We start from the raw sequence: 24,935 nt of genomic DNA on the forward strand, positions 1-24,935 counted from the left end.
ATGATGCGATGGGCGGTATAAATTCTTACGATGAGATGCAGGGTTAGCCCAGTAATCTCACTTGTGATACAAACCCTCACAAATGAACAGATATTTATGGTGCGATCGGCATAATATCCTTGTGGAATCGGGGGGTGATTGATAAAGTTACCTGATTTTTATTTTTCCGACTCGACTGAGACAGGCTGGTTACATGTTCAAGAAGCTGCGTGGCATTTTTTCTAACGATCTTTCGATCGATTTGGGTACGGCAAACACCTTAATTTACGTTCGCGAAGAGGGCATAGTGTTAAACGAGCCTTCAGTTGTTGCTATTCGTGGCGAACGCGGCAGTGGTGGGCAAAAGTCTGTTGCCGCTGTGGGCACAGAAGCCAAGCAGATGCTGGGCCGTACACCGGGTAACATTCAGGCCATTCGGCCAATGAAAGATGGCGTGATTGCCGATTTTTATGTCACCGAGAAAATGTTGCAGCATTTCATTAAGCAAGTGCATAACAACAGCGTTTTTCGTCCAAGCCCACGGGTGTTGGTGTGCGTGCCTGTTGGGGCGACTCAAGTGGAGCGTCGCGCGATCCGTGAATCGGCGATGGGCGCAGGTGCGCGTGAAGTCTATTTAATTGAAGAGCCAATGGCGGCGGCAATAGGTGCAGGTCTTCCAGTGTCGGAAGCCACAGGCTCTATGGTTATCGACATCGGTGGTGGTACCACCGAAGTGGCAATTATCTCGCTTAATGGCGTGGTGTACTCCTCTTCAGTGCGTATTGGTGGTGACAAGTTTGATGATGCCATCATCAATTATGTGCGTCGTAACTACGGCAGCCTGATTGGTGAAGCCACCGCCGAGCGGATTAAACACACCATAGGCACGGCTTATCCGGGTGATGAAGTACTGGAAATTGAAGTGCGTGGCCGTAACCTTGCCGAAGGGGTTCCGCGCAGCTTTACGCTTAACAGCAACGAAATTTTAGAAGCACTACAAGAGCCACTGTCTGGCATCGTTAGTGCCGTGATGGTGGCGCTAGAGCAGTCGCCGCCAGAGTTGGCATCAGATATCTCTGAGCGCGGCATGGTGCTCACCGGTGGTGGTTCGCTACTGCGTGATCTCGACCGTTTATTGATGCAAGAAACCGGTATTCCGGTGATGCTGGCCGATGACCCACTAACGTGCGTCGCTCGTGGTGGCGGTAAAGCCTTAGAGATGATCGATATGCATGGCGGCGATCTCTTTTCAGAAGAAAATTAATTCGACTTAATTTAGGCAGCTTAATGCTGGCAACCTGGTTTATGCGCTTTTTGTACTCATTTAGCCAAACGACTCGAGTCGAGTTGTTATCCCAGTCGCCGCAGGTAGCTGCCTTAAGTGTTTTATGAAACCCATTTTTGCGCGCGGTATTTCAAATCAATTCAGGCTAACATTGGCAATTATGTTGTCGGTGATCCTGTTGGTGGCTAACGATAGGCTTGAGCCTGTGCGTCAATCCATCTCCTCCATTTTAAGCCCCTTACAATACGTTGCCAACATCCCAGGTGCGGTACTCGACTGGTCGGCAGAAAGCTTGGCGACCCGTAACATGCTGGCTAAGCAAAACAAAGAGCTACTACGCCAACAACTGCTAATGAGTGAACGCCTGCAGCGTTTTGAACACCTGCGCCAAGAAAATGATCGTCTGCGCTCCCTGCTGGGGTCTCCTGTGCATATGGATGCCAAAAAAGTGGTCGCCGAGGTGATGGAAGTGGCCAGCGATCCCTATCGTCATTATGTGGTATTAAACCACGGTGCACGCAGTGGCGTGTTTGTCGGACAGCCAGTGGTCGATGCTCACGGCGTGGTCGGTCAAGTGGTAGAGATTAGCGAACTCACCAGCCGGGTGTTATTGATCTCAGATGTTACCCATGCCATTCCGGTGCGAGTAACCCGCAATGATGTGCGTCTGATGGTGCAAGGTACGGGTGAAATTGACGAACTGGAGCTACGCCACGTCGCGAAGAGTACCGATCTTCGAGTGGGCGATCTCTTGGTGTCATCTGGCTTAGGTAAGCGTTTTCCCGAAGGATATCCCGTGGCGCGTATTATCAGCGTCGGCAAAGACGATGGCCAGAGTTACGCCACCGTTACTGCCCAGCCTCTGGCAGCATTAGACAGAATTCGCTATCTGCTATTGCTGTGGCCCGATGGTTATGCTGCGCCTAGCAGTGATGAGACTGACAAGCCGGATGACGCTGCGGTAGAGGTAACACCATGAGTATGCATGTTCCCAACGGCCGCTGGGTCGTATGGTTAAGTTTTCTGGTGGCGATGTTGTTTCAAATCATGCCATTACCTAGTATCGTCGAAGGTTGGCGCCCCGATTGGGTCTTGCTGGTGATGATCTACTGGGCGATGGCGTTGCCCCACAGATACAATATTTTATCGGCGTGGATCTTAGGCGTACTGCTGGATATTTTACTTGGGGCACATTTGGGCATTCGGGCTCTGTCGATGTCATTAGTTGTCTATGTGGTGGTATTGCATTTTCAGCGCCTGCGGACCTTCCCCATGTGGCAACAAGCCTTAGTGATCGCCTGCTTGGTGTGCTTGCACCATCTGGTGGTATTTTGGATTGAGTTTGTGGTCGATGTGGCCCGTTTCGATGTCAGCCTGTTTTTACCTGCCGTATCGAGTTTAATCATCTGGCCTTGGGTCTTCTGGATGCTCAGACGGGTGCGGCGCACCTATAAAGTGAGATAAACATGACATTAGTATTAGCCTCAGCGTCGCCGCGTCGCCGCGAATTATTAGCCCAAATTGGCATGGCCTCCCCCGAGTTTAGCTTTGACGTATTAGCTGCCGATATCGATGAGAGTCACCAAGCAGGTGAAACCGCCGCCCAGTTTGTGCAGCGTCTAGCGGTGGAAAAAGCGCAAGCTGGCTTGGTGCTTTACGGCCAGTCACCCGCGGTGGTATTGGGCTCGGATACCATAGTGGTGCTCGATGGACAGATCTTAGGTAAACCAGTAGATGCAGCCGATGCCGAGCAGATGCTGCAGCAGTTGTCGGGGCGCGAGCATAGCGTAATGACGGCGGTGGCCGTGACCGATGGCACCAAGACGTTATCGTGTCTCGTTGAAACTAAAGTGCAATTTTGTGGCCTAACACAACAAGATATCCTCGCGTATATTGCCACCCAAGAGCCGATGGATAAGGCCGGAGCCTATGGCATACAAGGTCTCGGTGGGTGTTTTGTCGAAGCGATCAAAGGCAGCTATTCGGCGGTTGTTGGCTTGCCCTTAGTGGAAACCAAAGCCCTGCTGCGCGAGATGCAGGTCTTATAATTTTGAGCCAATTAGCTGTAGTGTTGGGAATAACGCTAACGCCTTAAATTAGAGTAAGTGAGTAGTCATGAGTCACATTGTCAAAAACAGAGTGCAGCGTAAGATTGGTTCTGAGTTATTGATCAATGTGACGCCGACCGAAGCCCGGGTCGCCCTGGTTGAATATGGCATCTTGCAAGAGGTGCATATCGAGCGGCGCATGAAGCGTGGCTTGGTTGGCAATATCTACAAAGGCAAAGTCAGCCGTGTATTACCCGGTATGCAAGCAGCCTTTGTCGATATCGGTTTAGATAAAGCCGCCTTCCTGCATGCCTCTGATATTGTGCCCCATACCGAGTGTGTCGCCGATGTAGAAAAAGGCAACTTTGTGGTGCGTGACATTGGTGAGCTAGTCCGTCAGGGGCAAGATATTATGGTGCAAGTGGTGAAAGATCCCTTGGGCACTAAGGGGGCGCGTTTAACCACAGACATCACCCTGCCTTCGCGTTATTTAGTCTTCATGCCGGGTTCAAGCCACATTGGGGTATCGCAACGCATCGAGTCTGAAGAGGTGCGTGCCCGCCTAAAAGGGTTAACCGAGCCTTTTGTTGATGAAGATGGCGGCTTTATTATCCGCACCGCCGCCGAAAATGCGGGCGAGCAAGAGCTAGTGCAAGATGCCGCCTTCCTACGCCGTGTTTGGGGTAAGGTCAGCGAGCGCCGTAAACGTCCTGGCGTGGCGCTGTTGTATCAAGATTTAGCGTTGCCGGTGCGTATTGTACGGGATTTTGTCGGCACCGAACTGGACCAAATTCAGGTGGATTCGGGCCAGACCTATGAAGAGCTGCTGCAATTTGCCCAAGAGTTTATGCCGGAGATCGCCGAGAAGATTGAGCACTACTCGGGTCGAGTGCCCATTTTTGATCTTTATGATGTCGAAAATGAAGTGCAGCGCGCTCTTGGGCGCAAGGTCGAGCTAAAGTCTGGTGGTTACTTGATCATAGATCAAACCGAAGCCATGACCACGGTCGATATCAATACCGGCGCGTTTGTCGGCCATCGTAATCTTGAAGAAACCATTTTTAACACCAACCTCGAGGCGACCCATGCCATTGCCCGTCAGCTGCGGCTGCGTAATTTAGGTGGCATTATTATTATCGACTTTATCGATATGCTTAATGAAGACCACAAAAAACGGGTATTAACCACCTTAGAAGCCGCCTTAGCGACCGATAGAGTAAAAACCAATGTCAGTGGTTTTTCAGGCCTTGGCCTAGTCGAGATGACACGTAAACGGACCCGAGAAAGTTTAGAGCATGTGCTGTGCGGTGAATGCCCGGTTTGTTTAGGTAAAGGTACCTTAAAAACGGTGGAAACGGTTTCTTATGAAATTTTCCGTGAGATCATTCGCCTCGACCGTGGCTATGATGTCGATGAGTTTTTAGTCTATTGTTCACCAGCCGTGCACACCAGTTTAACGGGTGAAGAGAGTCATTTATTAGCTGAGCTGGGCGCCTATATTGGTAAGCGGGTACGGCTGCAGAGTGAGCCTATGTATGCGCAGAATAAATTTGATGTGGTGATAATGTAGTGTCACGTTCATTTTGTCCCCGTAGCTTTGGCCGTTTATGCTGGCAAACGTTAGCGATTATTTTGGTGGCGTTTGCCCTTAGTGTGAGCTTGTTTCGTGGTTTGCTCCCCAAGCTGGATCAGGTGCGTCAGCAGCTGGTCAGCTATATCGAACAAGAATACCAAGTCGTGGTTAATGTCACCGAGTTGACCGCTGAATGGCAGGCGTTTGGGCCAGCGATGACGGTTAAAAACTTGGTGCTACCACCGCAAAATAATTTACCTTTTACTTTAGTGATCAAAGATGTGCATGTGAAACTCGACTTTTGGCAAAGCCTAGTGTCGGCCTCACCACAAATTGAGAATGTCATTTTTGAAGGGGTGCAAGTCGCCCTAAATATCGATCAATTAAACTCAAGTGCTAGCACTAACGCAGCATCGAGTGGGCCTGTAGCCAATACCGACTGGGTATATAAGTTGCTATTAGAGCAGCTCGATAGGTTTGCCATTACCGATGTTAAAATGCAGCTACTCAGCGATGGACATCAATATCCGCCTATTCATATCAATAATTTGCGCTGGCGCAATCTTGGTGACTCTCATCGTGGCCAGGGGCAACTGTTTCTCGACCATGGGGCCTCCGAGGTCGAGCGTTTATCACTTCGTGTCGATATTAATGGTGATGGGAGTCGCCCCGATGAATTGATCGGCCAACTCTATGTTGCCGCTAACGCGTTAGATCTCGGTGAATGGGCTTCAAAACAAGTTAATCCTTACGATAAAAACCGCAGTTTACCGCTTGAAGGAGTGGTGAACTTACAGGCGTGGGCTAGTTTTGCACGGCGGCAAATTACGTCTGCCACTATGGCATTTACCCCTAGCTGGTTACAGTGGCAGCTAAATGGTGAGCAGCAAAAATTTGAGATCCAAGCGGGGCAATTTAATTGGGCCCCTACCAGCCAAGGTTGGCACTTAACCAGTCACAATTTAGCCTTTGTGACTAATCAGCAAGCGTGGCCAGAGCTTAATGTCAGCCTGAGTCAGCAACAAGATCGCCTACAAGGGGCGATCAATCGGCTCGACGCCAGTGTGCTGCTGCCGCTGCTGCCCTTGGTACCGGGTATGGAGTTGGCTGGGCTTAATACTTGGCAAGCGATGTCGCCCAGCGGCTCGATTGTCGATGCGCGCCTCGAGTATGAGCTTAACCAAGCTGCGCCCGCGCTGCGTTTTGCTGCCAAGGGACAACAGCTGGCTTGGCAATATGAGCAAGGTATCCCGGGCAGTGGCCCTATCGATGTCGTGCTTGGCCTTGATGGTACAGACCTGTATGTGTCGTTACCTAAGCAGGATTATCGCATCGACTTTGATAGCGGCTTTGCTGAGCCGCTGCGCCTAAGTGGTGAGCCAGCAACCGTTAAGTATGATATGGACAAGGCGGCGCTGATCGCCCCGCGTTTACAGCTTGCCAATGCCGATTTACGTCTCGACGCCGGCCTAAAAATGCAGTTTGTTGATAAGGCACACTTGAGCTTGCTGGCCGATGTGATAGTGAAAGACGCTGCCAATGCTAAGCGCTACTTTCCGCAGCATGGCATGAGTAACACCTTAATCGATTACCTGACTGGCGCCATTAAGGCTGGACGCAGTGACGATGCCAAGGTGTTATGGCATGGCCCCTTAGCCAACTTCCCTTATGACGATAACAGTGGTGTGTTTCAGGCGGGATTTACCCTGCAACAGGCGCGTTATCAATTTGTGCCCGATTGGCCCGAAGTGGACGCCTTGAGCTTAAGCGCCTTATTTGAAAATGCGGCCATGGATATCTGGGTCGAGAAGGGCAAACTACTCGATGTGGTCGCCGACGGTACTCATGTGGGCATTGCCCGCATGGGGAAGGAGACTGTCTTAACCGTCAAAAGTGATCTGCACACCCATGGCGATGCGGCAACCGCCGTATTGTTACAGTCGCCACTCAGAGATAGCGTTGGTGCCACGCTTGAGGTGGTGCAGGTGCAAGGCGAGGTCGATGCCAAGTTGGACTTGACCATTCCCTTGTATGACGGTGGTCAAGAAGATATTCGTGGCAGCGTATCCTTTAACCAGACGCCGGTGTACATCAGTCAACCCGGCGTACAGCTCAATGATGTGACGGGTAAGATCTATTTTGTCAATGAAGTGGTCACGGGCGAGGCCATTACGGCGCAGTTATTCGATCAACCCATCTCTTTGAGTTTCGACACTGGTAAGGTTAACCAGAATTACGGGTTAAACCTGGATATGCTGGGGCGTTGGCAGCTCGATGGTTTATCGCCCATGCTAGACAACCCCTTGAGTGACTATTATCAGGGCAACCTCGATTGGGTTGGCGCGCTCACATTAATTTTCGACCCCTTGGGTTATCGCATGCAAGCGCAGATCAGCAGCGATCTTAAGGGCGTAAGCCTTACCTTGCCCGGCGATTTTGCCAAAAGCGCCGACACTACCACCAACCTATCCCTTGAACTCATCGGCGATAATAAGCAATCGTCACTGGGAGCCAAACTGGGGGAGAAACTCGAATTTTGGGGCGGTTTCAATGAACAATCGGCCGGCCAATTAGCTCATTTTGACCTGCTACTGGGGCGCACCTTCAAGCCCGGAGATGAATTACGCCGCGATAAAGGTCACCTGCAACTGGATCTGCCCGAGACCGATTTTGTGCAGTGGCTGCCTATTATCCAAGCATTGATAGCGGCCGTGCCCGCCAGTACCGATGAACTCGATACGGCCATGGCTAAGGCCTTAACGCCAGAGTCATCAACGGCTCAATCCCCACAAATAGATCCTGATCATAGCATCGCCTCAACCTTGATGAGCGCCGAGATAGTGGAAGATAAGGCGGTCGAGCGTGGATTTTTTCCTGCGCTTATCTCTCTCGATGGCAACATAGATAAATTATTGTTATTTGGTCAGCCGCTGACCGATTTGGCGTTGCAAGGTCACACCACAGAGCATGGCTGGCGTTTTGAGGGGCAAGCCAAAGAGTTTTTAGGTCGCATCGATTTTTACCCCGATTGGGCCACCCAAGGAATCAAGGTGGTTGCTAGTCATTTTGACTTTGCTGTGGCGACTCAAAGCGAGTCGTCAGCGGCGAATTTTACTCAAGACACCGTCTTGAACCATCTGCCGCCATTGGCCATCGATGTCGATGAATTTAGTGTGTTTGATAAGCCTTTAGGTCATCTGGTGTTGCAAGCCTCACCTGAAAATGGCAATTATCAAATTCAGACGATCTCGCTCACCACTGAAGGTATCACCTTTAAGGGCAAAGGGGCTTGGCTTAATCGCGAACAGCAAAATCGTACCGAGTTTGAACTAGATCTTAAGGCTAACACCTTCGATGAGGTGTCAGAACGTTTAGGCATAAATACAGGGCTTCAAGAGTCGCCCGTGGCGCTGCAAGCCCAGTTATCTTGGGCCGGTGCACCTTATGCGTTTTCGTTAGAGACCTTAAATGGCCAAGTGAACTATCAACTAGGTAAAGGTCATCTGTCGCAAGTCAGTGATAAAGGCGCGCGGATTTTCTCGCTGTTTAGCCTAGATTCTTTGCTACGTAAGCTGTCGCTGGACTTTTCGGACGTATTTGGCAAAGGGCTCTATTTTACCTCTTTTACTGGCACGCTTAAGATAGACAATGGCGTGGTTAAAACCACAGATTCTGAGATGGATGCCGTGGCCGGTAATATGCGGGTGCGCGGTTATACCGACCTGACCACCGAAAGCTTAAATTATGATATTCGCTTCGTGCCGCAACTGGCCTCCAGTGTACCGACTGTGGTATTACTGAGTACTGGCGGTTGGACCTTAGGCTTGGGGGCATTTGCCTTGACCAAGGTGCTAGAACCTGTGATTGAGGTGATTTCAGAAATCCGCTTTAGGCTCACAGGTACCATGTCAGAGCCTAAGCTCGAAGAACTCGAGCGTAAGAGTAAAGAGATAGAGATCCCCGAGTCTGTGCTGCCAGAACATCTGCGCAAGCAAGTGGTGCCCAAGGCAACGTCGCCTACCACAATGGAAGACGAGGCGCCGATTGAGACTAACGCCGCAGGAGTTGAGATCCCACAGCCAGCGGTTGAGGCGCGGCCAGCGTTTAATGAGTCGCCAAAACCGATAACACAGCAGGGCAATCTTTCCAGCGCCAATTCGACCCGTGATAACAAGGAGCCAGTGTATGCAGGTCAGCTTATTACAATGTCAAAGCAGCCGCGATGTCAGCGAAAATCTTCAATTTATCGACGAGCAGCTTAAGCTATTAGCGCCGAGTGCGCAGCCACATCTAGTGGTGTTACCCGAGTGTTGTTTGTTGTTTGGTGGCCATGAAAGCCAGCAACTCGCCTATGCAAGTACTGACCAGCACAGCCCGCTAAAGCAGGCTTTGGCGCAAAAAGCGGCGCAATATGGGGTTTATCTGGTGGCCGGCACGATACCGATTTTAGCCGACGATGGACGGGTTTATAGCCGCAGTTATCTGTTTGATGATAAGGGCGCTACGTTAGGCCACTATGACAAGCTGCACCTGTTTGATGTGGATGTGGCCGATGGCACTAAAAGCTATCGCGAAAGTGAGACTTTTTGCCCAGGAGAGCGGATCACTGTGGTCGATACACCTTTCGGTAAAGTCGGTATGGCGATATGCTACGACCTCAGATTTGCCGACCTGTTTCGCGCCATGCGAGAGATGGGCGCCGAGATCATTGTGCTGCCTGCGGCGTTTACTAACGTCACTGGCAAGGCACACTGGCAGCCCTTGTTGCAGGCGCGGGCGATAGAAAACCAATGTTTTGTCTTGGCTGCGGCGCAGTGGGGGCAACATAATCAGGGCAGTCGCGAAACCTGGGGTCACAGTTGTGTGATAAACCCATGGGGCGACATAGTGGCACAGAAAAATGAGCAAATCGGGTGGCTGTCAACGACTATCGAGCTGGATGAGCTAGCGCCTATTCGCCGTGCCATACCTGTGGCTAAACATAATCGGTTTAGCGTGCCTAAGCTCAGATCCTAAGCGATCTGGGTATTGAATGAATCATGAAATAACTCGCACAAGGCGAGCTAAAGAGAGAGTATTAATGCCATTTTTAACCCAAGTAGAACAGAGCTTATTGCAAGATGGATTGTCGCTTGATCAGTTGCAAGGCTATTTAAATAGCATTCATCAGCATCAGGTCGATTTTTCTGATCTCTATTTTCAAGGCAGTCGTCACGAATCTTGGGTATTAGAAGATGGCATCGTTAAGGATGGCAGTTTCCATATCGAACGCGGCGTGGGTGTGCGGGCGATCTCAGGTGAAAAAACCGGGTTTGCTTACGCCGATGAAATTACCCCTAACGCCTTAAACGCGGCCGTTGAAGCGGCGCGCGGCATTTCGGCGGCGGGCAACAGTGGCCAAGTTAAAGCCTGGAAACGACAGCAGGTGCAATCGCTGTATCAAAGTGCTGACCCGATCGCGGCCATGGAAGAGGTGAAGAAAATTGCCTTACTTAAACAAGCCGATGCCTATGTGCGCAGCTTAGACAGTCGCATTATTCAGGTGGTCATTAGCCTCTCTGGCGTCCATGAGGAGATCTTAGTTGCCGCCAGTGATGGCACGCTTGCAGCCGATATCCGCCCCTTGGTGCGCTTCAACTGTAGTGTGATCTTAGAGCAAGACGGTAAACGTGAACGCGGTGCCAGTGGTGGCGGTGGACGTCATGATTATCAGGTGCTATTTGATGCCGATGAGACCGGCTTACCTTACTGTTTTGGATTTGCCCGCGAAGCGGTGCGCCAAGCCTCGGTGAACCTAACTGCCATCGATGCCCCTGCTGGTGAAATGCCTGTGGTGTTGGGCGCAGGTTGGCCGGGCGTGTTACTGCATGAAGCGGTCGGTCATGGCCTAGAGGGTGACTTTAATCGCAAGGGCAGCAGTGCCTTTAGTGGCAAAGTGGGGCAACAGGTGGCATCTAGCCTAGTGACGGTGGTGGATGATGGCACCATAGTTAATCGTCGTGGTTCACTGAGCATCGATGATGAAGGGGTGGCGACCCAAAAGACAGTCTTGATCGAAAACGGTATCTTAAAAGGCTATATGCAAGACAAGCTCAATGCGCGCCTAATGGGCGAACAATCGACGGGCAACGGTCGCCGCGAGTCTTATGCCCACCTCCCTATGCCGCGTATGACCAACACATACATGGAAGCGGGTGAGTCCGATCCGAGCGATATCATTAAGTCGGTAAAAAAGGGCATTTATGCGCCTAACTTTGGCGGTGGTCAAGTGGATATCACATCGGGTAAATTTGTTTTCTCGGCTTCTGAAGCTTATCTCATTGAAAATGGCGAAATAACCCAAGCCATTAAAGGCGCAACCTTGATCGGTAATGGGCCAGAGGCCATGGGGCAAATTTCTATGGTGGGGAATGATTTGGCCCTCGATAAAGGGGTTGGCGTGTGTGGTAAAGATGGCCAAAGCGTGCCCGTCGGGGTGGGGCAGCCTAGCCTTAAACTGGACCGCTTAACCGTGGGTGGTACCGCGTAAGGTATTACTCATTCGAGCTATGTTGATCTGGCTCAGGCCACAATAGCGTAATATGAGTCGGTCAATCGGATAGGTAAAGCGTACCTAACGCTCAACTTCATTCATACAGAGTGATAGTCTGAATGAAGTTGAGCACAGATGCAGACAGTATCGAGTGTGTTTGTGCCCATCTGGCTACTACTTATATGGGATGGATGTTAACATCCGCCAAGGATTAGAGTTATAACTCTAGAGGGGCCAATGAAATATTTAACCAGCATATTGTTATCACTGTGCGTGAGCAGCGTTATGGCACAAACTGCGCGTCCAGTGTCAGACACTGCCGCTCAAACTACTCAACCTACAGCGGCTCAAATTGATGCCGCTAAGGCGCTTCAATTTGCCGATGCGTGGCAACAACTGCTGAAGGTCAGCGACAAGCAGCAAGCCAGTGAGCAACAAGTGAATCGGGCGACCGCGCAGCAAAGCGCCACCGACTCGCTGAACTTTCCCTCTCTCTCTGTGAACGGTAGCTATACCCGGTTAGAGCAACCCATTGAGCTGGATCTGCGCGATCTAAATCCGTTGGCTAGCCTCGACCCCGGCAGTTTACCCCCAGCCTTAGGTGGGGCGATTGGTGCCATTCCCGGATCGTTGTTTGTGACCCCCTTTACCGAACAAGATATTTTTCGCGCTAGCCTACAGGCGATGTGGCCTATCTATACCGGCGGGCGCATCACTGCGGCGCAAGCGATTCAAGCTGCCCACGTGGTGGAAAAACAGCAAGAGCACCAACTGTCGACTCGCGATCTGTTTGTGCAGCTGGTGGAGCGATATTACGCCGTGTCGGTGAGCCACGCGTTAGCCAGTACCAAAGGGCAGTTGGTTGAATCGCTCACCGAGCATGCCGAGCATGCGCTTAAGTTGGAGCAGCAAGGACAAATTGCTAAGGTCGAGCGCCTTAATGCTCAGGTCGCATTAGAAAATGCCAAGGTCGATCACGCTAGTGCTCGACGTCAGTTAGAGATGACCCAAATAGCCTTGTCGCGCATGTTACATCAGTCCTCGGTCGATACCGCATCGCCCTTGTTTTTGCTGCCAACGCCGCCCTCTTTGCCGCAATTAAGCCAACTGATGCTGGCTCAGCACCCGGCGCTGAAGCTACTCGAAGCGAAAGAAGCCCAAGCCCAAGGGCTTATCGATGTAGAAAAAGGCGGCTATCGGCCAACGGTGTTTTTGTACGGTAACTATACCCTGTATGAAGATGACAGCCTGTTTGCCAAGGTGGAGCCCGACTGGATGGTGGGTGTCGGGGTGAAGGTGCCGCTATTAAGTCGTGATGGTCGCAGTGGCAAGGTGGAAGCCGCTAAGAGCGCACTATTACAGGCGCGCTACACAAAGGCGCAGACGCAACAGGACTTGAGCCTGCTGCTCGACCAGAGTTATCGTCAGCTACAACAGGCTGAAGAGGAGGTGAAGTCTTTAGATCTGTCTTTGTCTTTAGCTCACGAAAATAAACGCTTACGTGATTTAGCCTTTAGCCAAGGATTATCTACCTCCATTGAAAAGGTCGATGCCGAGTTAAAACTTAGCGCCGTAGCCACCCAGCAATTAGCGGCGCGTTACCGTTATGTGGTGGCTTATGCCAAGCTCATGGCGGTCAGTGGTCAGTTAGATGAATTTATCGGTCGCGCACGCGGCGCACAGGAGAAATAAACATGCGCACCAATCGAATTGTAGCCATTGTGGCGTTACTGGCCTTGGTGGCTATTTTAGCTTACGGACTGACCTTGGCTTACACCCCAGTGCCCGAGCGCTTGCAGGGACAAATTGAGGCGCGTGAATACAATATCTCCTCCAAAGTTCCGGGCCGAGTATCGCAGGTGTTAGTGCGCCGTGGCGATAAGGTGGCTAGTGGCGATCTATTGTTTGCCATCGATAGTCCAGAACTCAACGCCAAGTTGATGCAGGCGCAAGGTGGGCGCGATGCCGCTAAGGCCAAGCAGCAAGAAGCCGATAATGGCGCACGTAAGCAGCAAATCACCGCCGCTAAAGAGCAATGGCTTAAAGCCAAGGCCGCCGCAACGCTGGCGCAAACTACCTATCAACGTGTAGAAGCCCTGTTTGTTGAAGGGGTATTGGCTCGACAAAAACGTGACGAAGCCTTTACCCAGTGGCAGGCGGCAAAGTATACCGAGCAAGCAGCCTATGCCATGTACCAAATGACCGACGAAGGGGCACGTGAAGAGATTAAAGCGGCCGCCGAAGGTAACGCTCGGATGGCACAAGGGGCGGTTAATGAGGTGAGTGCCATTTTAGCCGACAGCCAGATGCGTTCACCCAAGTCGGGTGAAGTCAGTGAGGTGTTACTGCAAAGTGGCGAGCTGGCCCCGAGCGGTTTTCCTGTGGTCAGCATTATCGACATGCAAGATGTGTGGGCGATTTTTCAGGTACGCGAAGATCAACTCAAAGACTATAAAGTCGGCCAACAGCTAGAAGTGCAGATCCCGGCCTTAGGGGCCAGTTACCCCTTTACGGTGGATCACATTAGTGTGCTGGGCCATTTTGCCACGTGGCGCTCGACCGAGAGTGGTCACGATTTTGATATGCGCACCTTTGAAATGGAGTTGCGACCCACTGAGCCGATTGCCGATTTGCGCGTCGGTATGACCACCCTGTTGGTGCGTTGATGTGATGCCCTTTAGGCAGCTTTTACAACGAGAGTTAAATGCGCTGTGGCATGATCCTTGGCAGCTGGCGCTGATCAGCTATATCCCACTGCTTGGGGTATTTGGCCTGTGGTGGCTGTTTAGCGCAGGTGTGCCACGTGAATTGCCTGTGGCCATTGTCGACCAAGATCAAAGCCAGCTTAGCCGCATGCTGGTGAGGCAAATTCAAGCCAACTCTGTGATAAAACCGCTGCATTACCCTGATGTGCTGCAAGCAAAAGCCTCGATGCAGCGTTCAAACACTTATGCCATGGTCGTATTGCCTTATCAACTTAACCACGACCTATTGACGGGCCATCAGCCGACTATCGATATTCGTTATAACGGCCAATATTTATTGGTGGGAAAATTGCTTTCAAGCCAACTGCAGTTGACTCTTGCCACAGCACTGCAGCAAAAGGCGCTGATTAAGCAGCTCGCAGCGGGTGTGCCTATGGCTCAGGCTGAGATCAATATCAATGCCCTTAGTAGCCAAACCAGCGCCTTATATAATGCTAACAATAATTATGTGGTATTTTTACTGCCACCCGTGCTACTGGCGTTGCTGCAGATCATCGCCATGTTAGTGTTTGCCAACTCACTCAATCGTGAGTTAAGTCTCGGGCATCCACAGCCTTGGTGGTCATTGGGCACCTATCGAGTGATCGCCGTTAAAATAGGGCTGTATATGCCACTACTCTTATTACACGGCGCGGTGATTTTCAGTCTTTTATATCGTTATTTAGGCTTACCGCTGGCGGGAGACAGCTGGCAGCTGTTGTTGGGGCTATTCGTGATGCTGCTGGCAATCTGGTTGTTGGTGTTAACCATTTTTTGGCTACTACAAGACAGTGCAAGAGTGATCAGTTTTTGTACCGCGCTCTTTGCACCGGCGTTTGCCTTTATGGGGGTGACCTTTCCCACCCAAGAGATGCCGATATTGGCCCAGTGGTGGCGTTTGGTGATGCCATCGAGCCATTATATCGACACTCATATTGGCGTGGTCAGTTATGATCAGACCAGCACGATACTCGTGCAGCAACTGGGCAGCTATTGGGGCTTTTTACTGTTATTGCCCTTAATCGTTTTCCTCAAGTCTAGAGCCCAAGCTTCGGCCACGGCTGTCGATAATCTGGCTCACAATGAGGAGCGCTAATATGAACTTTGGCGCATTGATCTGGGCTGAGTTGAAATCAATCGTGACCGATAAGGCCATCGCTATCACCCTCTTTGGTGGTGTGCTGTTTTATGCTGTACTTTATCCCTTACCTTATCTCAATGAAGTGGCGACCCTGCAGCAGATAGTGGTACTTGACGCCGACCACTCTAGTTTGAGCCGGCGTTTGATCCGCCATGCTGACGCTAACCCTAAGTTAGATGTGGTCGCACAGGTGACGAGCATCAATGAGGCCAAGGCGATGATTGTCAGTGGCAAGGCCCATGGCTATTTAGTTATTCCCGAGGGCTTTAGGCGCGATTTACTGCGACAAGAAGGGGTGACGTTGGCCTATGGCGGCGATGCCAACTATTTTCTGATCTACTCGGCGATTATTGAGGGGTTAACCGCCGCGGGGATCGATGCGGGTAAATATGTGCAGTTTAATGGTCTACTGGCCCATGGTCGCTCGGCTAAGCAGGTTGAGCGAGACTTAAATCCGATTAAGCTCAATAGTGTGCCTGCATTTAACCCATCACTAGGCTATACCGCTTATGTGGTGCCTGGGGTATTGCTGTTAGTGCTGCATCAAACCTTGCTTATTGGCGGCAGCATTTTAGGCGCGGGCCAATGGGGGCGACAAGGTTACTGGAGCGACATGAGTCCGCTGCAATTGATCGGCGCGCGCGTTACCACCCTTGGTCTCATCTATAGCGTAATGACTAGCTTTTACTTTGGTTTTTGTTACTACTGGTATGGCGTGAGCGTGCAGGGAAAATTGTTGCAGGTGGCGCTGTTTTTGGTGCCTTTTATCTTATCGACTGCCTTGGCTGGAGTGGCTTTTAGTTGTCTTTTTAGTCGTCGAGACTTGCCAACGCAAACTTTGTTACTTGTCTCTATGCCCATTCTGTTTGTGTCTGGTTTTGTATGGCCGCTGGAGCTGATTCCTGCGCCGCTGATTGGGTTGTCGCAGTTGATCCCGGCTGTGCCGTCAATCCAAGGTATATTGCAGCTTAATCAATTAGGCGCCAGTTGGGCGGATGTGGTGCCTCGGTGGTGGCAGTTGTGGGCGCTGGCGTTAGGGTATCTACTGCTCGCCTATGTTGGGGTGCGTTATCGACTCAATCGCGCTGTGGCTCACTGAGCTAAATCGTTTAGGCTGTGGTAAAAAATAATAAGCCCGCGAGTAAGCGGGCTTATAAGTTTAGAGATGATATGGCTATGATAACTCAAGATATATGGATAGCTTGAGCGATAAACGTCAGCAAAACCGTAACCTTATTCGGCGGTTTCTGCCTTGATATATTTCACTAGCTCAAGGGCTGACTTTGAGGCTTGCTCTGGTTGTTTTGCCAGCTCTTTGTTTGCTTGTCTCACTAATTGGCGCAACTTTTGTCGCTCTAGCGTCGGGTGCTGCTCGATTAAGGCTTGAATAGCATCATCGCCACCAGTTAACAGCTGATCTTTTGTCTTTTCCGCCACATTGATTTTTGAGCTCTCATTGCGGTTTTGGTTAAGCACATTTTTAAGATCGCTTTGCAGTACATTAATATCGATATTACGCATTATCTTGCCAATGTATTGCAGATGGCGACGATAGGCTTCGGTATTGATGCGGATGGTTTTAGCCTTGAGCACGTTGTCGTATAGCAACTCATCCAGATCCAGCTTATCAATCTGGCTCTTACTGAGTGCAACTAACTGTTTACCAAGCTCTTGGTAAATCGCGATTTCTCGCTTGGTTTCAGCTCTACTGACATATTCTTCGTCATGGTCAAAGGGCTGTTTAAAATGTTCTGAGTCACCAACAATATTCATAATCAAAAATCTCTAACAAAAACTCCCCTAATAATACCATTTCATTGGAATATCGCCTATTGGGGACGGCAGTTATTTAATGTGAAAGCCTAGCGGGTTTGTTATGCTACAGCCATTATTGACAACGAAAGAGTAGATTTGTGCCTTCTTCTAGCATTGAACTTGAACTGGATTCATTAAAAGACGCCGTTGCTATGGCATTAGAGTATGCCGCTACATTGGGTACCACAGGTGCCGAAGTCGCGATTAGTAAGCAGCAAGGCTTATCGGTATCGACTCGTCTAAAAGAAGTTGAAACCGTTGAGTTTAATAAAGATGGCGCCTTGGGCATCACCCTGTTTAGGGGCGGCTGCAAAGGCAGCTCATCTACGTCAGATTTAAGCCCTGAAGCGATCCGCCGCGCCGTTAAAGCCGCCGATGATATTGCTAAATTTACCTCAGAAGATCCTTTCAATGGCCTTGCCGATGCCGACTTAATGGCTAAACATATTGACGATCTTGAGTTGTACTATCCGCATGACACGACCCCAGCAGAGCTTGAATTACTCGCCGCGCGCGCCGAAGAAGCCGCATTAAGCGCTGACGCTCGTATAAAAAACTCCGATGGCGCCAGCGCTAATGCCCATACCGGTGCTAAAGTGTATGGCAATAGCCACGGTTTCTTAAATGGCTATGTCAGCTCGCGTTACAGCCTCAGTTGTGTAGTGATTGGTGAGCAAGAAGGCCAGATGCAGCGTGATTATGATTACACCATAGCGCGCAAGTTCAGCGACCTGTGGACGCCAGAAACTGTCGGGCTAAAAGCGGCTGAAAAAACCGTTAGTCGACTGGGTGCACGTAAGATAGCGACCACCAAGTTACCGATTCTGTTTGCCCCCGATGTGGCAACTGGCTTGATGGGCCACCTTGTAGGGGCCATCAGTGGCGGCAGCTTGTACCGTAAATCAAGCTTTTTGCAAGACGCCATCGACACACAAGTTTTCCCCGATTGGTTTAACATTGCCGAGCAACCGCATCTAAAAGGGGCGCTGGCCAGTGCTTTTTATGACAGTGAAGGCGTGGCGACCATTGAGCGTAATATTATCAGTCAGGGGATCTTATCCACCTACCTGCTGACCAGTTATTCGGCGCGTAAACTCGGTTTAACCAATACGGGCCATGCGGGCGGCATCTATAACTGGACTTTAGGGCACACAGGGCAAACCTTCGATGAACTCATCAAGCAGATGGGCACAGGCTTAATCGTGACCGAAGTGATGGGACAAGGGGTTAACGGCGTGACGGGCGATTATTCTCGCGGCGCGGCCGGCTTCTATGTCGAAAACGGGGTGGTGCAATACCCAGTAGAAGAGATCACTATCGCGGGTAATCTTAAAGATATGTACCGCAATATTGTGGCGGTGGCTAAAGATCGCGATATGCGATCGTCTATCCGCACCGGCGGTATCTTACTCGACGAAATGAAGATAGCCGGTAACTAGCTTATCCGCAGTCCATTTCCCCCAAGCGATGAATCAGCGAGTGCCAAGGCACTCGCTTTTTTTTGGCCTAAAGGGCCCTAACGCAGAATAAATCGACTGCCAACTTGAACATATGAAAATCCATATATATGCTTAAGCATATGTAATATGTCTGTGTTGGAGCCGTGTATGGCCACTGGGATTTTTAAAGCGCTGTCCGATGAAACTCGATTACTCAGCCTGCTGCTGATTTACGGTCAGGGTGAGCTGTGTGTGTGCGAGTTAATCTGTGCATTGAATTTGAGCCAACCCAAAATATCGCGTCATCTTGCCCAGTTGCGTAAAGCCGAACTGTTGAGTTCTCGTCGCCAAGGCCAGTGGGTGTTTTACCGTATCAATCCGGCATTGCTGCCATGGGTGCATAATGTTATCGAGCAAACTTGGCAGGGTAACCCTAACTTAGTGGCGGCGGCACTGGCCCGTCTAGATGCGATGGGGCAGCGCCCTGAACGTATTAAGGCATGCTGTTAAATCAGCTGAGTCAGGCAAGTTAAGATTAAATACTACAGCAAGATAGGTGAACAGCATGGGACTCTTTGAACGTTACTTAAGTGTGTGGGTTGGTTTAGCGATTGGGTGTGGCGTGGTGTTGGGCCATTTTTTTCCGGCGCTGTTTGCCCTTATTGCTTCATTAGAATATGCCAGGGTCAACTTGCTGATCGCGCTGCTAATTTGGTTGATGATCTACCCCATGATGGTGCAAATTGATTTTACGGCGGTCAAAAATGTGGGCAAAAGCCCTAAGGGATTGGTGCTGACGCTGGTGATTAACTGGCTGATAAAACCCTTTAGCATGGCGCTACTTGGCTGGTTATTTTTTAAGGTTTTCTTTGCCAGTTTAGTGGATGCGCAAACCGCTAGCGAGTATATCGCAGGCATGATTTTGCTCGGCGTTGCCCCCTGTACGGCGATGGTGTTTGTGTGGAGCCAGTTGACCAAAGGCGATCCTAACTACACCTTGGTACAGGTATCGGTTAACGATCTTATTATGGTGTTTGCCTTTGCCCCCATCTGCGCTTTTCTGCTTGGGGTGAGCGATATTCAGGTGCCTTGGCAAACCCTGTTAATCTCTGTGGGGTTATATGTGGTGCTGCCCTTAATCGCGGGAGTGATAACACGCCAGTGGTTAAATCGCCGCGGCGGCTCAAAGGGGGTTGATGGCTTTATTGGTCGCATTAAACCTTGGTCGATATTGGGTCTTCTCGCCACCGTCATACTGCTATTTGGTTTGCAGGCCAATACCATATTGGCGCAGCCACAGAATATTGCCCTGATTGCCATTCCGCTGCTTATCCAAACCTATGGCATCTTCTTTATTGCCTACTTTGCCGCGAAAAAACTCACTATTGCCCAAAATGTCGCGGGTCCTGCGTGCATGATCGCCACCTCTAACTTTTTTGAACTCGCCGTTGCGGTAGCTATTTCACTGTTTGGCCTGCATTCTGGCGCGGCGTTAGCCACTGTGGTTGGCGTGCTGGTTGAAGTGCCGGTGATGTTGTCGTTAGTGGCATTTGTTAATCGAGATAAAGCAAAATACCAGCGGGCCATTGGCGCCGCATCTAAACATTAACCGAGCAGAATTGCCCTTTTCAGGAGAGTAACATGACAATTAAAGTCGGCATTAACGGTTTTGGCCGCATGGGGCGTTTGGCGCTTCGGGCCGCGTGGGCGTGGGACGATATTGAGTTTGTGCAGATTAACGATCCCGCCGGTGATGCGCTTACCTTAGCCCACCTCTTAACATTTGATTCTATCCATGGTCGCTGGTGCCATGAGGCGATAGCTGAGGGGAGCGATATTGTCATTGGCGATAAACGGATAGCGACCAGTATGAATAGCACTATCGCCGCCACCGACTGGTCGGCATGCGATGTGGTAATTGAAGCCTCGGGTGTGATGAAAACCACAGCCTTATTGCAAGCCTATTTAGATCAAGGTGTTAAACGTGTGGTGGTGACGGCGCCTGTCAAAGAGGCGGGCGTACTGAATATCGTCATGGGGGTTAATCATCAGCTGTATGATGCCGCTAAGCATCCTATCGTCACAGCTGCGTCGTGTACGACCAATTGTTTAGCGCCAGTGGTGAAAGTGCTGCATGAGCAGATAGGCATAAAACATGGCTCGATGACCACCATTCATGACATTACCAATACGCAAACCATCTTAGATGCGCCCCATAAAGATCTGCGCCGTGCCCGTGCCTGCGGTGAATCGCTTATTCCGACCACCACAGGTTCCGCCACCGCGATCACCCATATTTTTCCTGAGCTTAAGGGGAAACTAAACGGCCATGCGGTCAGGGTGCCATTGGCTAACGCCTCCATTACTGATTGCGTGTTTGAGATGCAGCGCCCTGTCACCGTCACCGAGGTGAACGACCTATTTAAACAGGCGGCAGCAGCTGAGCTTAACGGTATTTTAGGCTATGAAACGCGCCCGCTGGTGTCGGTGGATTACAAGACAGATCCGCGCTCAGCTATCGTCGATGCCTTGTCGACCATGGTGATCAACGATACTCAGCTTAAGCTGTATGTTTGGTACGACAATGAGTGGGGCTATGCCAATCGCACCGCCGAGTTGGTCAGAATGGTCGGGCGTATAGACAAAGCGTAGTAGTAAGGATATTAGATGTTCGCCACAATTCGCGCATTGCCGTTTGAAATACGCCAATACCTCATTGTCACTGGAAACTATTGGGCATTTACGCTTACCGATGGCGCGCTGCGCATGCTGGTGGTGCTGCATTTTTATCAGTTAGGCTACTCGCCGCTGTCGATTGCCATGCTATTTGTTTTTTATGAGATTTTTGGCGTGGTGACTAATTTAGTGGGTGGTTATCTTGGCGCACGTCTTGGGCTTAATCGCACCATGAATATGGGGTTAGGGCTGCAAGTGGCTGCGCTGGCAATGTTACTGGTGCCCAGTGTTTGGCTCACCGTACCTTGGGTTATGGCAAGCCAGGCTTGCTCTGGGATCGCTAAAGATCTCAATAAAATGAGCGCCAAAAGCAGCGTAAAAATGCTGGTGGCTAAGGGCGATGAGGGCAGGTTATACCGCTATATTGCCCTGCTAACGGGCTCTAAAAATGCCCTCAAGGGCTTAGGGTTTTTCTTAGGGGGCGCGTTACTGTCACTGCTGGGGTTTAGTGGTGCCCTAGGGTTAATGGCAGCACTGCTGGGCATTGTGTGGCTGCTCAGTATCGTTAACCTTAAGCAAGACTTAGGCAAGGCTAAAAATAAGCCCAAATTTAGTGAGCTGTTTTCTAAAAGCCGCTCAATCAACATCTTATCTGCCGCACGCCTGTGTCTGTTTGCCGCCCGAGATGTGTGGTTTGTGGTGGCGCTGCCGGTCTATTTAGCCAGCCAGTTTGGTTGGGGCCATGCGGCGGTCGGCGGCTTTCTGGCGCTGTGGGTGATAGGCTATGGCGCGGTGCAGAGTATCGCCCCCAAGCTCACAGGCCAGAGTCGCACTGGCTTGAGTGTCGTCAAGGTGCCTGATGGAGGCACCGCACTTAAGTGGGCGAGCTTGCTGACATTGATCCCAGCGAGTATCGCGCTGCTGATGACGTTGTTTGCTGCGCCTTATGCGCAAGCGACGTTACTGATAGGTTTGTTGATTTTTGGCGCCGTTTTCGCGGTAAATTCCGCCTTACACAGTTATCTGATCGTCAGTTACGCCAGTGACGATGGCGTGTCGCTCGATGTTGGTTTTTACTATATGGCCAATGCCCTTGGCCGCTTGCTAGGCACCTTGTTGTCGGGCTGGGTGTATCAGGCATTTGGGTTGATGGCCTGCCTGTGGATCTCGACGCTATTACTGGGATTAACAGCGTTAATCAGTGTATGGCTACCCAGGCGATAACCTTGAAATAAAGGTTATCGCCAAAGGGGGTTCTCCATGCCATGAAAACTTAGCATTTATACTTTTTGATTCAGCAGAATTTCGCTGAGTAGGAGTTGCTTAAGACCTAGGCTATTCGTTTCTTTACATCAACAAATCACATTGATATTGTTATCAAAAGGTTAATATTGTAAGGTGTTGTCCGCAGCGCTAGTTTATAACTAGCTAGACTGATAAGGAAGTCAATGATATGAAAAGAATCGATACAAAATTTAACGTGGTTTGGACGCTTATTATTTTTTTTGTTTACAGCTTAGACTACTCAATATTTAGATATACCCCTCATTCTCGCGAAAACGATACCATTTTCAACAACATTGATAATCCGCTAGTGGCATTGTGTGTCTTGCTCTTAAATGCCATTTTGATGGTATCTGTCATAAGTAAACTTTTCATGGAAATATGGAATAGGCTTATTCGTGATTTATTAAGTATTGGATATATCAGTTTTGCTGAATCATACGCACTCTGTTTTTTGCTACTAGAAATTATACGCGTATAAATAACTGCTGCATCATTTACGGTAGCCATTAGATCACGTGATTTCGTCTTGTCCCCTTGTTTCGTGGGGCAGTTCCTGTCAACTCAACTCTAGTCTTCGGCTCATATGATATTCTTGTTCAGCTGCTCGCATTCTTCATCACTAAAAAGGCTTGCGGCTTCCTCTAGACCGGTCCTCGCAGAAATAAAGGTTTAACTTAAAACACACTTACCAACCGCCACTAATCTGAAGAAAAATGGCAATACTTTCATTCAAAGGGCAAGATTCCTGTGTCCATAACCTCCGCACAAGATCAAATCGAAGAGGTGATAACTCGGTGGATGTTGCTCTAGCGTAAGCCACTTATACCCTAACGCTAAGGAGCTGCATAACGGTCCTGTGGCGCTTGACAAACATTACCATGTGACTTGCTTATTCGCCATTAAACTAGAGATCGCAACCTCTTGTGTTGTTTCAATTTGTTAACATTCCTTGCTTTCATTTTACGTTGCTTTCGTTGTACTCTGAGGTGCAGTCAATCAATAGTGGCGTAGATCACCAAAAATAACGATAAAAATGACGAGGTTTTAATGGAAGGTATTACAGAATTTGTCAGTATGATCAATGGGGTTGTGTGGGGTGTGCCCATGCTGGTGATGATCTTGGGCGTGGGCTTATTTCTCTCCTTTGGCTTGAAGTTAATGCCGATTTTAAAGCTTGGGACTGGCTTTAAACTGCTGTGGTCTGGACGCATTCCTGATAAAGATAAAAACATGAAGGGCGAGATCAGCCCGTTTAATGCCTTGATGACCTCGCTGTCGGCGACCATAGGTACGGGTAATATTGCTGGGGTGGCGACGGCCATTTTTATTGGCGGCCCTGGGGCGTTATTTTGGATGTGGTGTACCGCCCTCGTGGGAATGGCGACCAAGTTTTCTGAGGCGGTATTAGCGGTTAAATACCGCGAGGTAGACGATAACGGTAACCATATTGGTGGCCCTATGTACTACATCAAAAATGGTCTTGGCAGTAAGTGGGCGTGGCTGGGTACGGCGTTTGCCTTGTTTGGTTCGTTTGCCGGTTTTGGTATTGGTAATACGGTGCAGGCTAACTCGGTCGCCGATGCGTTAAGCAGTAACTTTGGGGTGCCCAACTGGGTGACAGGGGCTATCTTAATGGTGTTGGTTGGCGCTGTATTGATGGGCGGTATTAAACGTATTGCCGATGTAGCGGGTAAGTTGGTGCCGTTAATGACGGTGTTTTATATTGCCGCTGGGCTGGCAGTGCTGGTGGTATATGCCGATGAAGTGCCTGCCGCTTTTGCATTAATTATTCATAGCGCCTTTAATCCGGTGGCCGCTCAAGGTGGCTTTGCTGGTGCTGCGGTATGGGCGGCGATCCGCTTTGGTGTGGCGCGCGGCGTGTTTTCGAATGAAGCGGGTTTAGGTAGTGCGCCCATTGCCCATGCGGCGGCGCAGACCAATAATCCGGTGGCCCAAGGCTTGGTTGCTATGCTGGGCACCTTTATCGATACCTTAGTGGTATGTACTATCACGGGGTTAGCGATTGTGGTGTCAGGAGCATGGACCTCGGGCGAAAATGGCGCGGCCTTGACCTCATTTGCTTTTTCTCATGCCTTGCCTATGGGCAATTATATTGTAGCGATCGCACTGTCGGTGTTTGCCTTTACCACGATTTTGGGGTGGAGCGTTTACAGTGAAAAGTGCGTGCAGTATTTATTAGGTGTTCGTGCGGTTAAGCCCTTTAGGCTGATTTGGGTGTTAGTGGTGCCGTTAGGCGCGGTGAGTTCACTGGACTTTATCTGGTTACTGGCCGATACCCTTAATGCCATGATGGCGATCCCTAACCTTATCGCGCTGTCGCTGTTGAGCCCTGTGGTGTTTCGTCTCACACGGGAATACTTTATTAAGAAGCGTCAGCAAGAAGCACAGGCGTAAG

At 50.2% G+C, this 24,935-nt stretch carries 19 protein-coding genes; 18 read left to right on the plus strand and 1 reads right to left on the minus strand.

Going from position 1 to position 24,935, the window contains the following annotated elements; all coding sequences use genetic code 11:
- Nucleotides 1–193: 193 nt before the first annotated feature.
- The 12 genes from AC5YBX_RS01920 (at nt 194) to AC5YBX_RS01975 (ending at nt 16,401) form a co-directional block, all read left to right on the plus strand.
- Nucleotides 194–1,243: a rod shape-determining protein gene (locus AC5YBX_RS01920; RefSeq protein WP_494520209.1), complete on the plus strand. Its 1,050-nt coding sequence runs from the start codon at nt 194–196 to the stop codon at nt 1,241–1,243.
- A 124-nt stretch (nt 1,244–1,367) separates the two neighbouring features.
- Nucleotides 1,368–2,243, plus strand: coding sequence for a rod shape-determining protein MreC (mreC, locus tag AC5YBX_RS01925; RefSeq protein ID WP_494520208.1), 876 nt, complete (start codon nt 1,368–1,370; stop codon nt 2,241–2,243).
- Nucleotides 2,240–2,728, plus strand: a complete 489-nt coding sequence (mreD, locus tag AC5YBX_RS01930; protein WP_494524286.1) for a rod shape-determining protein MreD — start codon at nt 2,240–2,242, stop codon at nt 2,726–2,728. Before mreC ends, mreD begins: the two co-directional genes overlap by 4 nt.
- A gap of 2 nt (nt 2,729–2,730) precedes the next feature.
- Nucleotides 2,731–3,312, plus strand: coding sequence for a Maf family protein (locus AC5YBX_RS01935; RefSeq protein ID WP_494524287.1), 582 nt, complete (start codon nt 2,731–2,733; stop codon nt 3,310–3,312).
- Between the two features lie 67 nt (nt 3,313–3,379).
- Nucleotides 3,380–4,882, plus strand: coding sequence for a ribonuclease G (gene rng, locus AC5YBX_RS01940; protein ID WP_494520205.1), 1,503 nt, complete (start codon nt 3,380–3,382; stop codon nt 4,880–4,882).
- Nucleotides 4,882–9,147 (plus strand): YhdP family protein, encoded by a 4,266-nt coding sequence (locus AC5YBX_RS01945; protein ID WP_494524288.1) that lies wholly within the window; start codon nt 4,882–4,884, stop codon nt 9,145–9,147. Before rng ends, AC5YBX_RS01945 begins: the two co-directional genes overlap by 1 nt.
- The gene (locus AC5YBX_RS01950; protein WP_494520203.1) at nt 9,071–9,901 is read left to right on the plus strand and encodes a carbon-nitrogen hydrolase family protein; all 831 of its coding nucleotides are present in this window, start codon (nt 9,071–9,073) and stop codon (nt 9,899–9,901) included. The genes AC5YBX_RS01945 and AC5YBX_RS01950 overlap by 77 nt, the downstream gene beginning before the upstream one ends.
- 64 nt (nt 9,902–9,965) lie before the next feature.
- Nucleotides 9,966–11,414, plus strand: coding sequence for a metalloprotease TldD (tldD, locus tag AC5YBX_RS01955; protein ID WP_494520202.1), 1,449 nt, complete (start codon nt 9,966–9,968; stop codon nt 11,412–11,414).
- A gap of 240 nt (nt 11,415–11,654) precedes the next feature.
- Nucleotides 11,655–13,109: a TolC family protein gene (locus tag AC5YBX_RS01960; RefSeq protein WP_494524289.1), complete on the plus strand. Its 1,455-nt coding sequence runs from the start codon at nt 11,655–11,657 to the stop codon at nt 13,107–13,109.
- Nucleotides 13,110–13,111: 2 nt separating this feature from the next.
- Nucleotides 13,112–14,083, plus strand: a complete 972-nt coding sequence (locus AC5YBX_RS01965; RefSeq protein ID WP_494520200.1) for an HlyD family secretion protein — start codon at nt 13,112–13,114, stop codon at nt 14,081–14,083.
- Nucleotides 14,084–14,087: 4 nt separating this feature from the next.
- Nucleotides 14,088–15,257: an ABC transporter permease gene (locus tag AC5YBX_RS01970; protein ID WP_494524784.1), complete on the plus strand. Its 1,170-nt coding sequence runs from the start codon at nt 14,088–14,090 to the stop codon at nt 15,255–15,257.
- A 1-nt stretch (nt 15,258) separates the two neighbouring features.
- Nucleotides 15,259–16,401 carry an ABC transporter permease gene (locus tag AC5YBX_RS01975; RefSeq protein ID WP_494520199.1) on the plus strand — a complete coding sequence of 381 codons (1,143 nt, stop codon included), beginning with the start codon at nt 15,259–15,261 and terminating at the stop codon, nt 16,399–16,401.
- A 134-nt stretch (nt 16,402–16,535) separates the two neighbouring features.
- Here the strand turns inward: AC5YBX_RS01975 and yjgA are convergent, their stop codons facing one another.
- A complete protein-coding gene (gene yjgA, locus AC5YBX_RS01980; protein ID WP_475515688.1) occupies nt 16,536–17,075 on the minus strand; it encodes a ribosome biogenesis factor YjgA in 540 nt (179 codons plus the stop codon).
- 140 nt (nt 17,076–17,215) lie between these two features.
- Here yjgA and pmbA point away from each other — a divergent pair, with 140 nt between their 5' ends.
- From pmbA to AC5YBX_RS02010, 6 genes are all read left to right on the plus strand, one after another.
- Nucleotides 17,216–18,556, plus strand: coding sequence for a metalloprotease PmbA (gene pmbA / locus AC5YBX_RS01985; protein WP_494520198.1), 1,341 nt, complete (start codon nt 17,216–17,218; stop codon nt 18,554–18,556).
- Between the two features lie 168 nt (nt 18,557–18,724).
- Nucleotides 18,725–19,066 (plus strand): metalloregulator ArsR/SmtB family transcription factor, encoded by a 342-nt coding sequence (locus tag AC5YBX_RS01990; protein ID WP_110455718.1) that lies wholly within the window; start codon nt 18,725–18,727, stop codon nt 19,064–19,066.
- Nucleotides 19,067–19,121: 55 nt separating this feature from the next.
- Nucleotides 19,122–20,165 carry an ACR3 family arsenite efflux transporter gene (arsB, locus tag AC5YBX_RS01995; RefSeq protein ID WP_494520197.1) on the plus strand — a complete coding sequence of 348 codons (1,044 nt, stop codon included), beginning with the start codon at nt 19,122–19,124 and terminating at the stop codon, nt 20,163–20,165.
- Between the two features lie 32 nt (nt 20,166–20,197).
- The gene (locus tag AC5YBX_RS02000; protein ID WP_494520196.1) at nt 20,198–21,208 is read left to right on the plus strand and encodes an ArsJ-associated glyceraldehyde-3-phosphate dehydrogenase; all 1,011 of its coding nucleotides are present in this window, start codon (nt 20,198–20,200) and stop codon (nt 21,206–21,208) included.
- Between the two features lie 15 nt (nt 21,209–21,223).
- Entirely contained in the window at nt 21,224–22,456 is a 1,233-nt protein-coding gene (arsJ, locus tag AC5YBX_RS02005; protein ID WP_494520195.1) for an organoarsenical effux MFS transporter ArsJ, read from the plus strand.
- A gap of 1,110 nt (nt 22,457–23,566) precedes the next feature.
- Nucleotides 23,567–24,934: an alanine/glycine:cation symporter family protein gene (locus tag AC5YBX_RS02010; protein WP_494520194.1), complete on the plus strand. Its 1,368-nt coding sequence runs from the start codon at nt 23,567–23,569 to the stop codon at nt 24,932–24,934.
- The last annotated feature ends 1 nt before the right edge of the window (nt 24,935 follow it).

The organism is Shewanella sp. 492, from assembly GCF_059338445.1.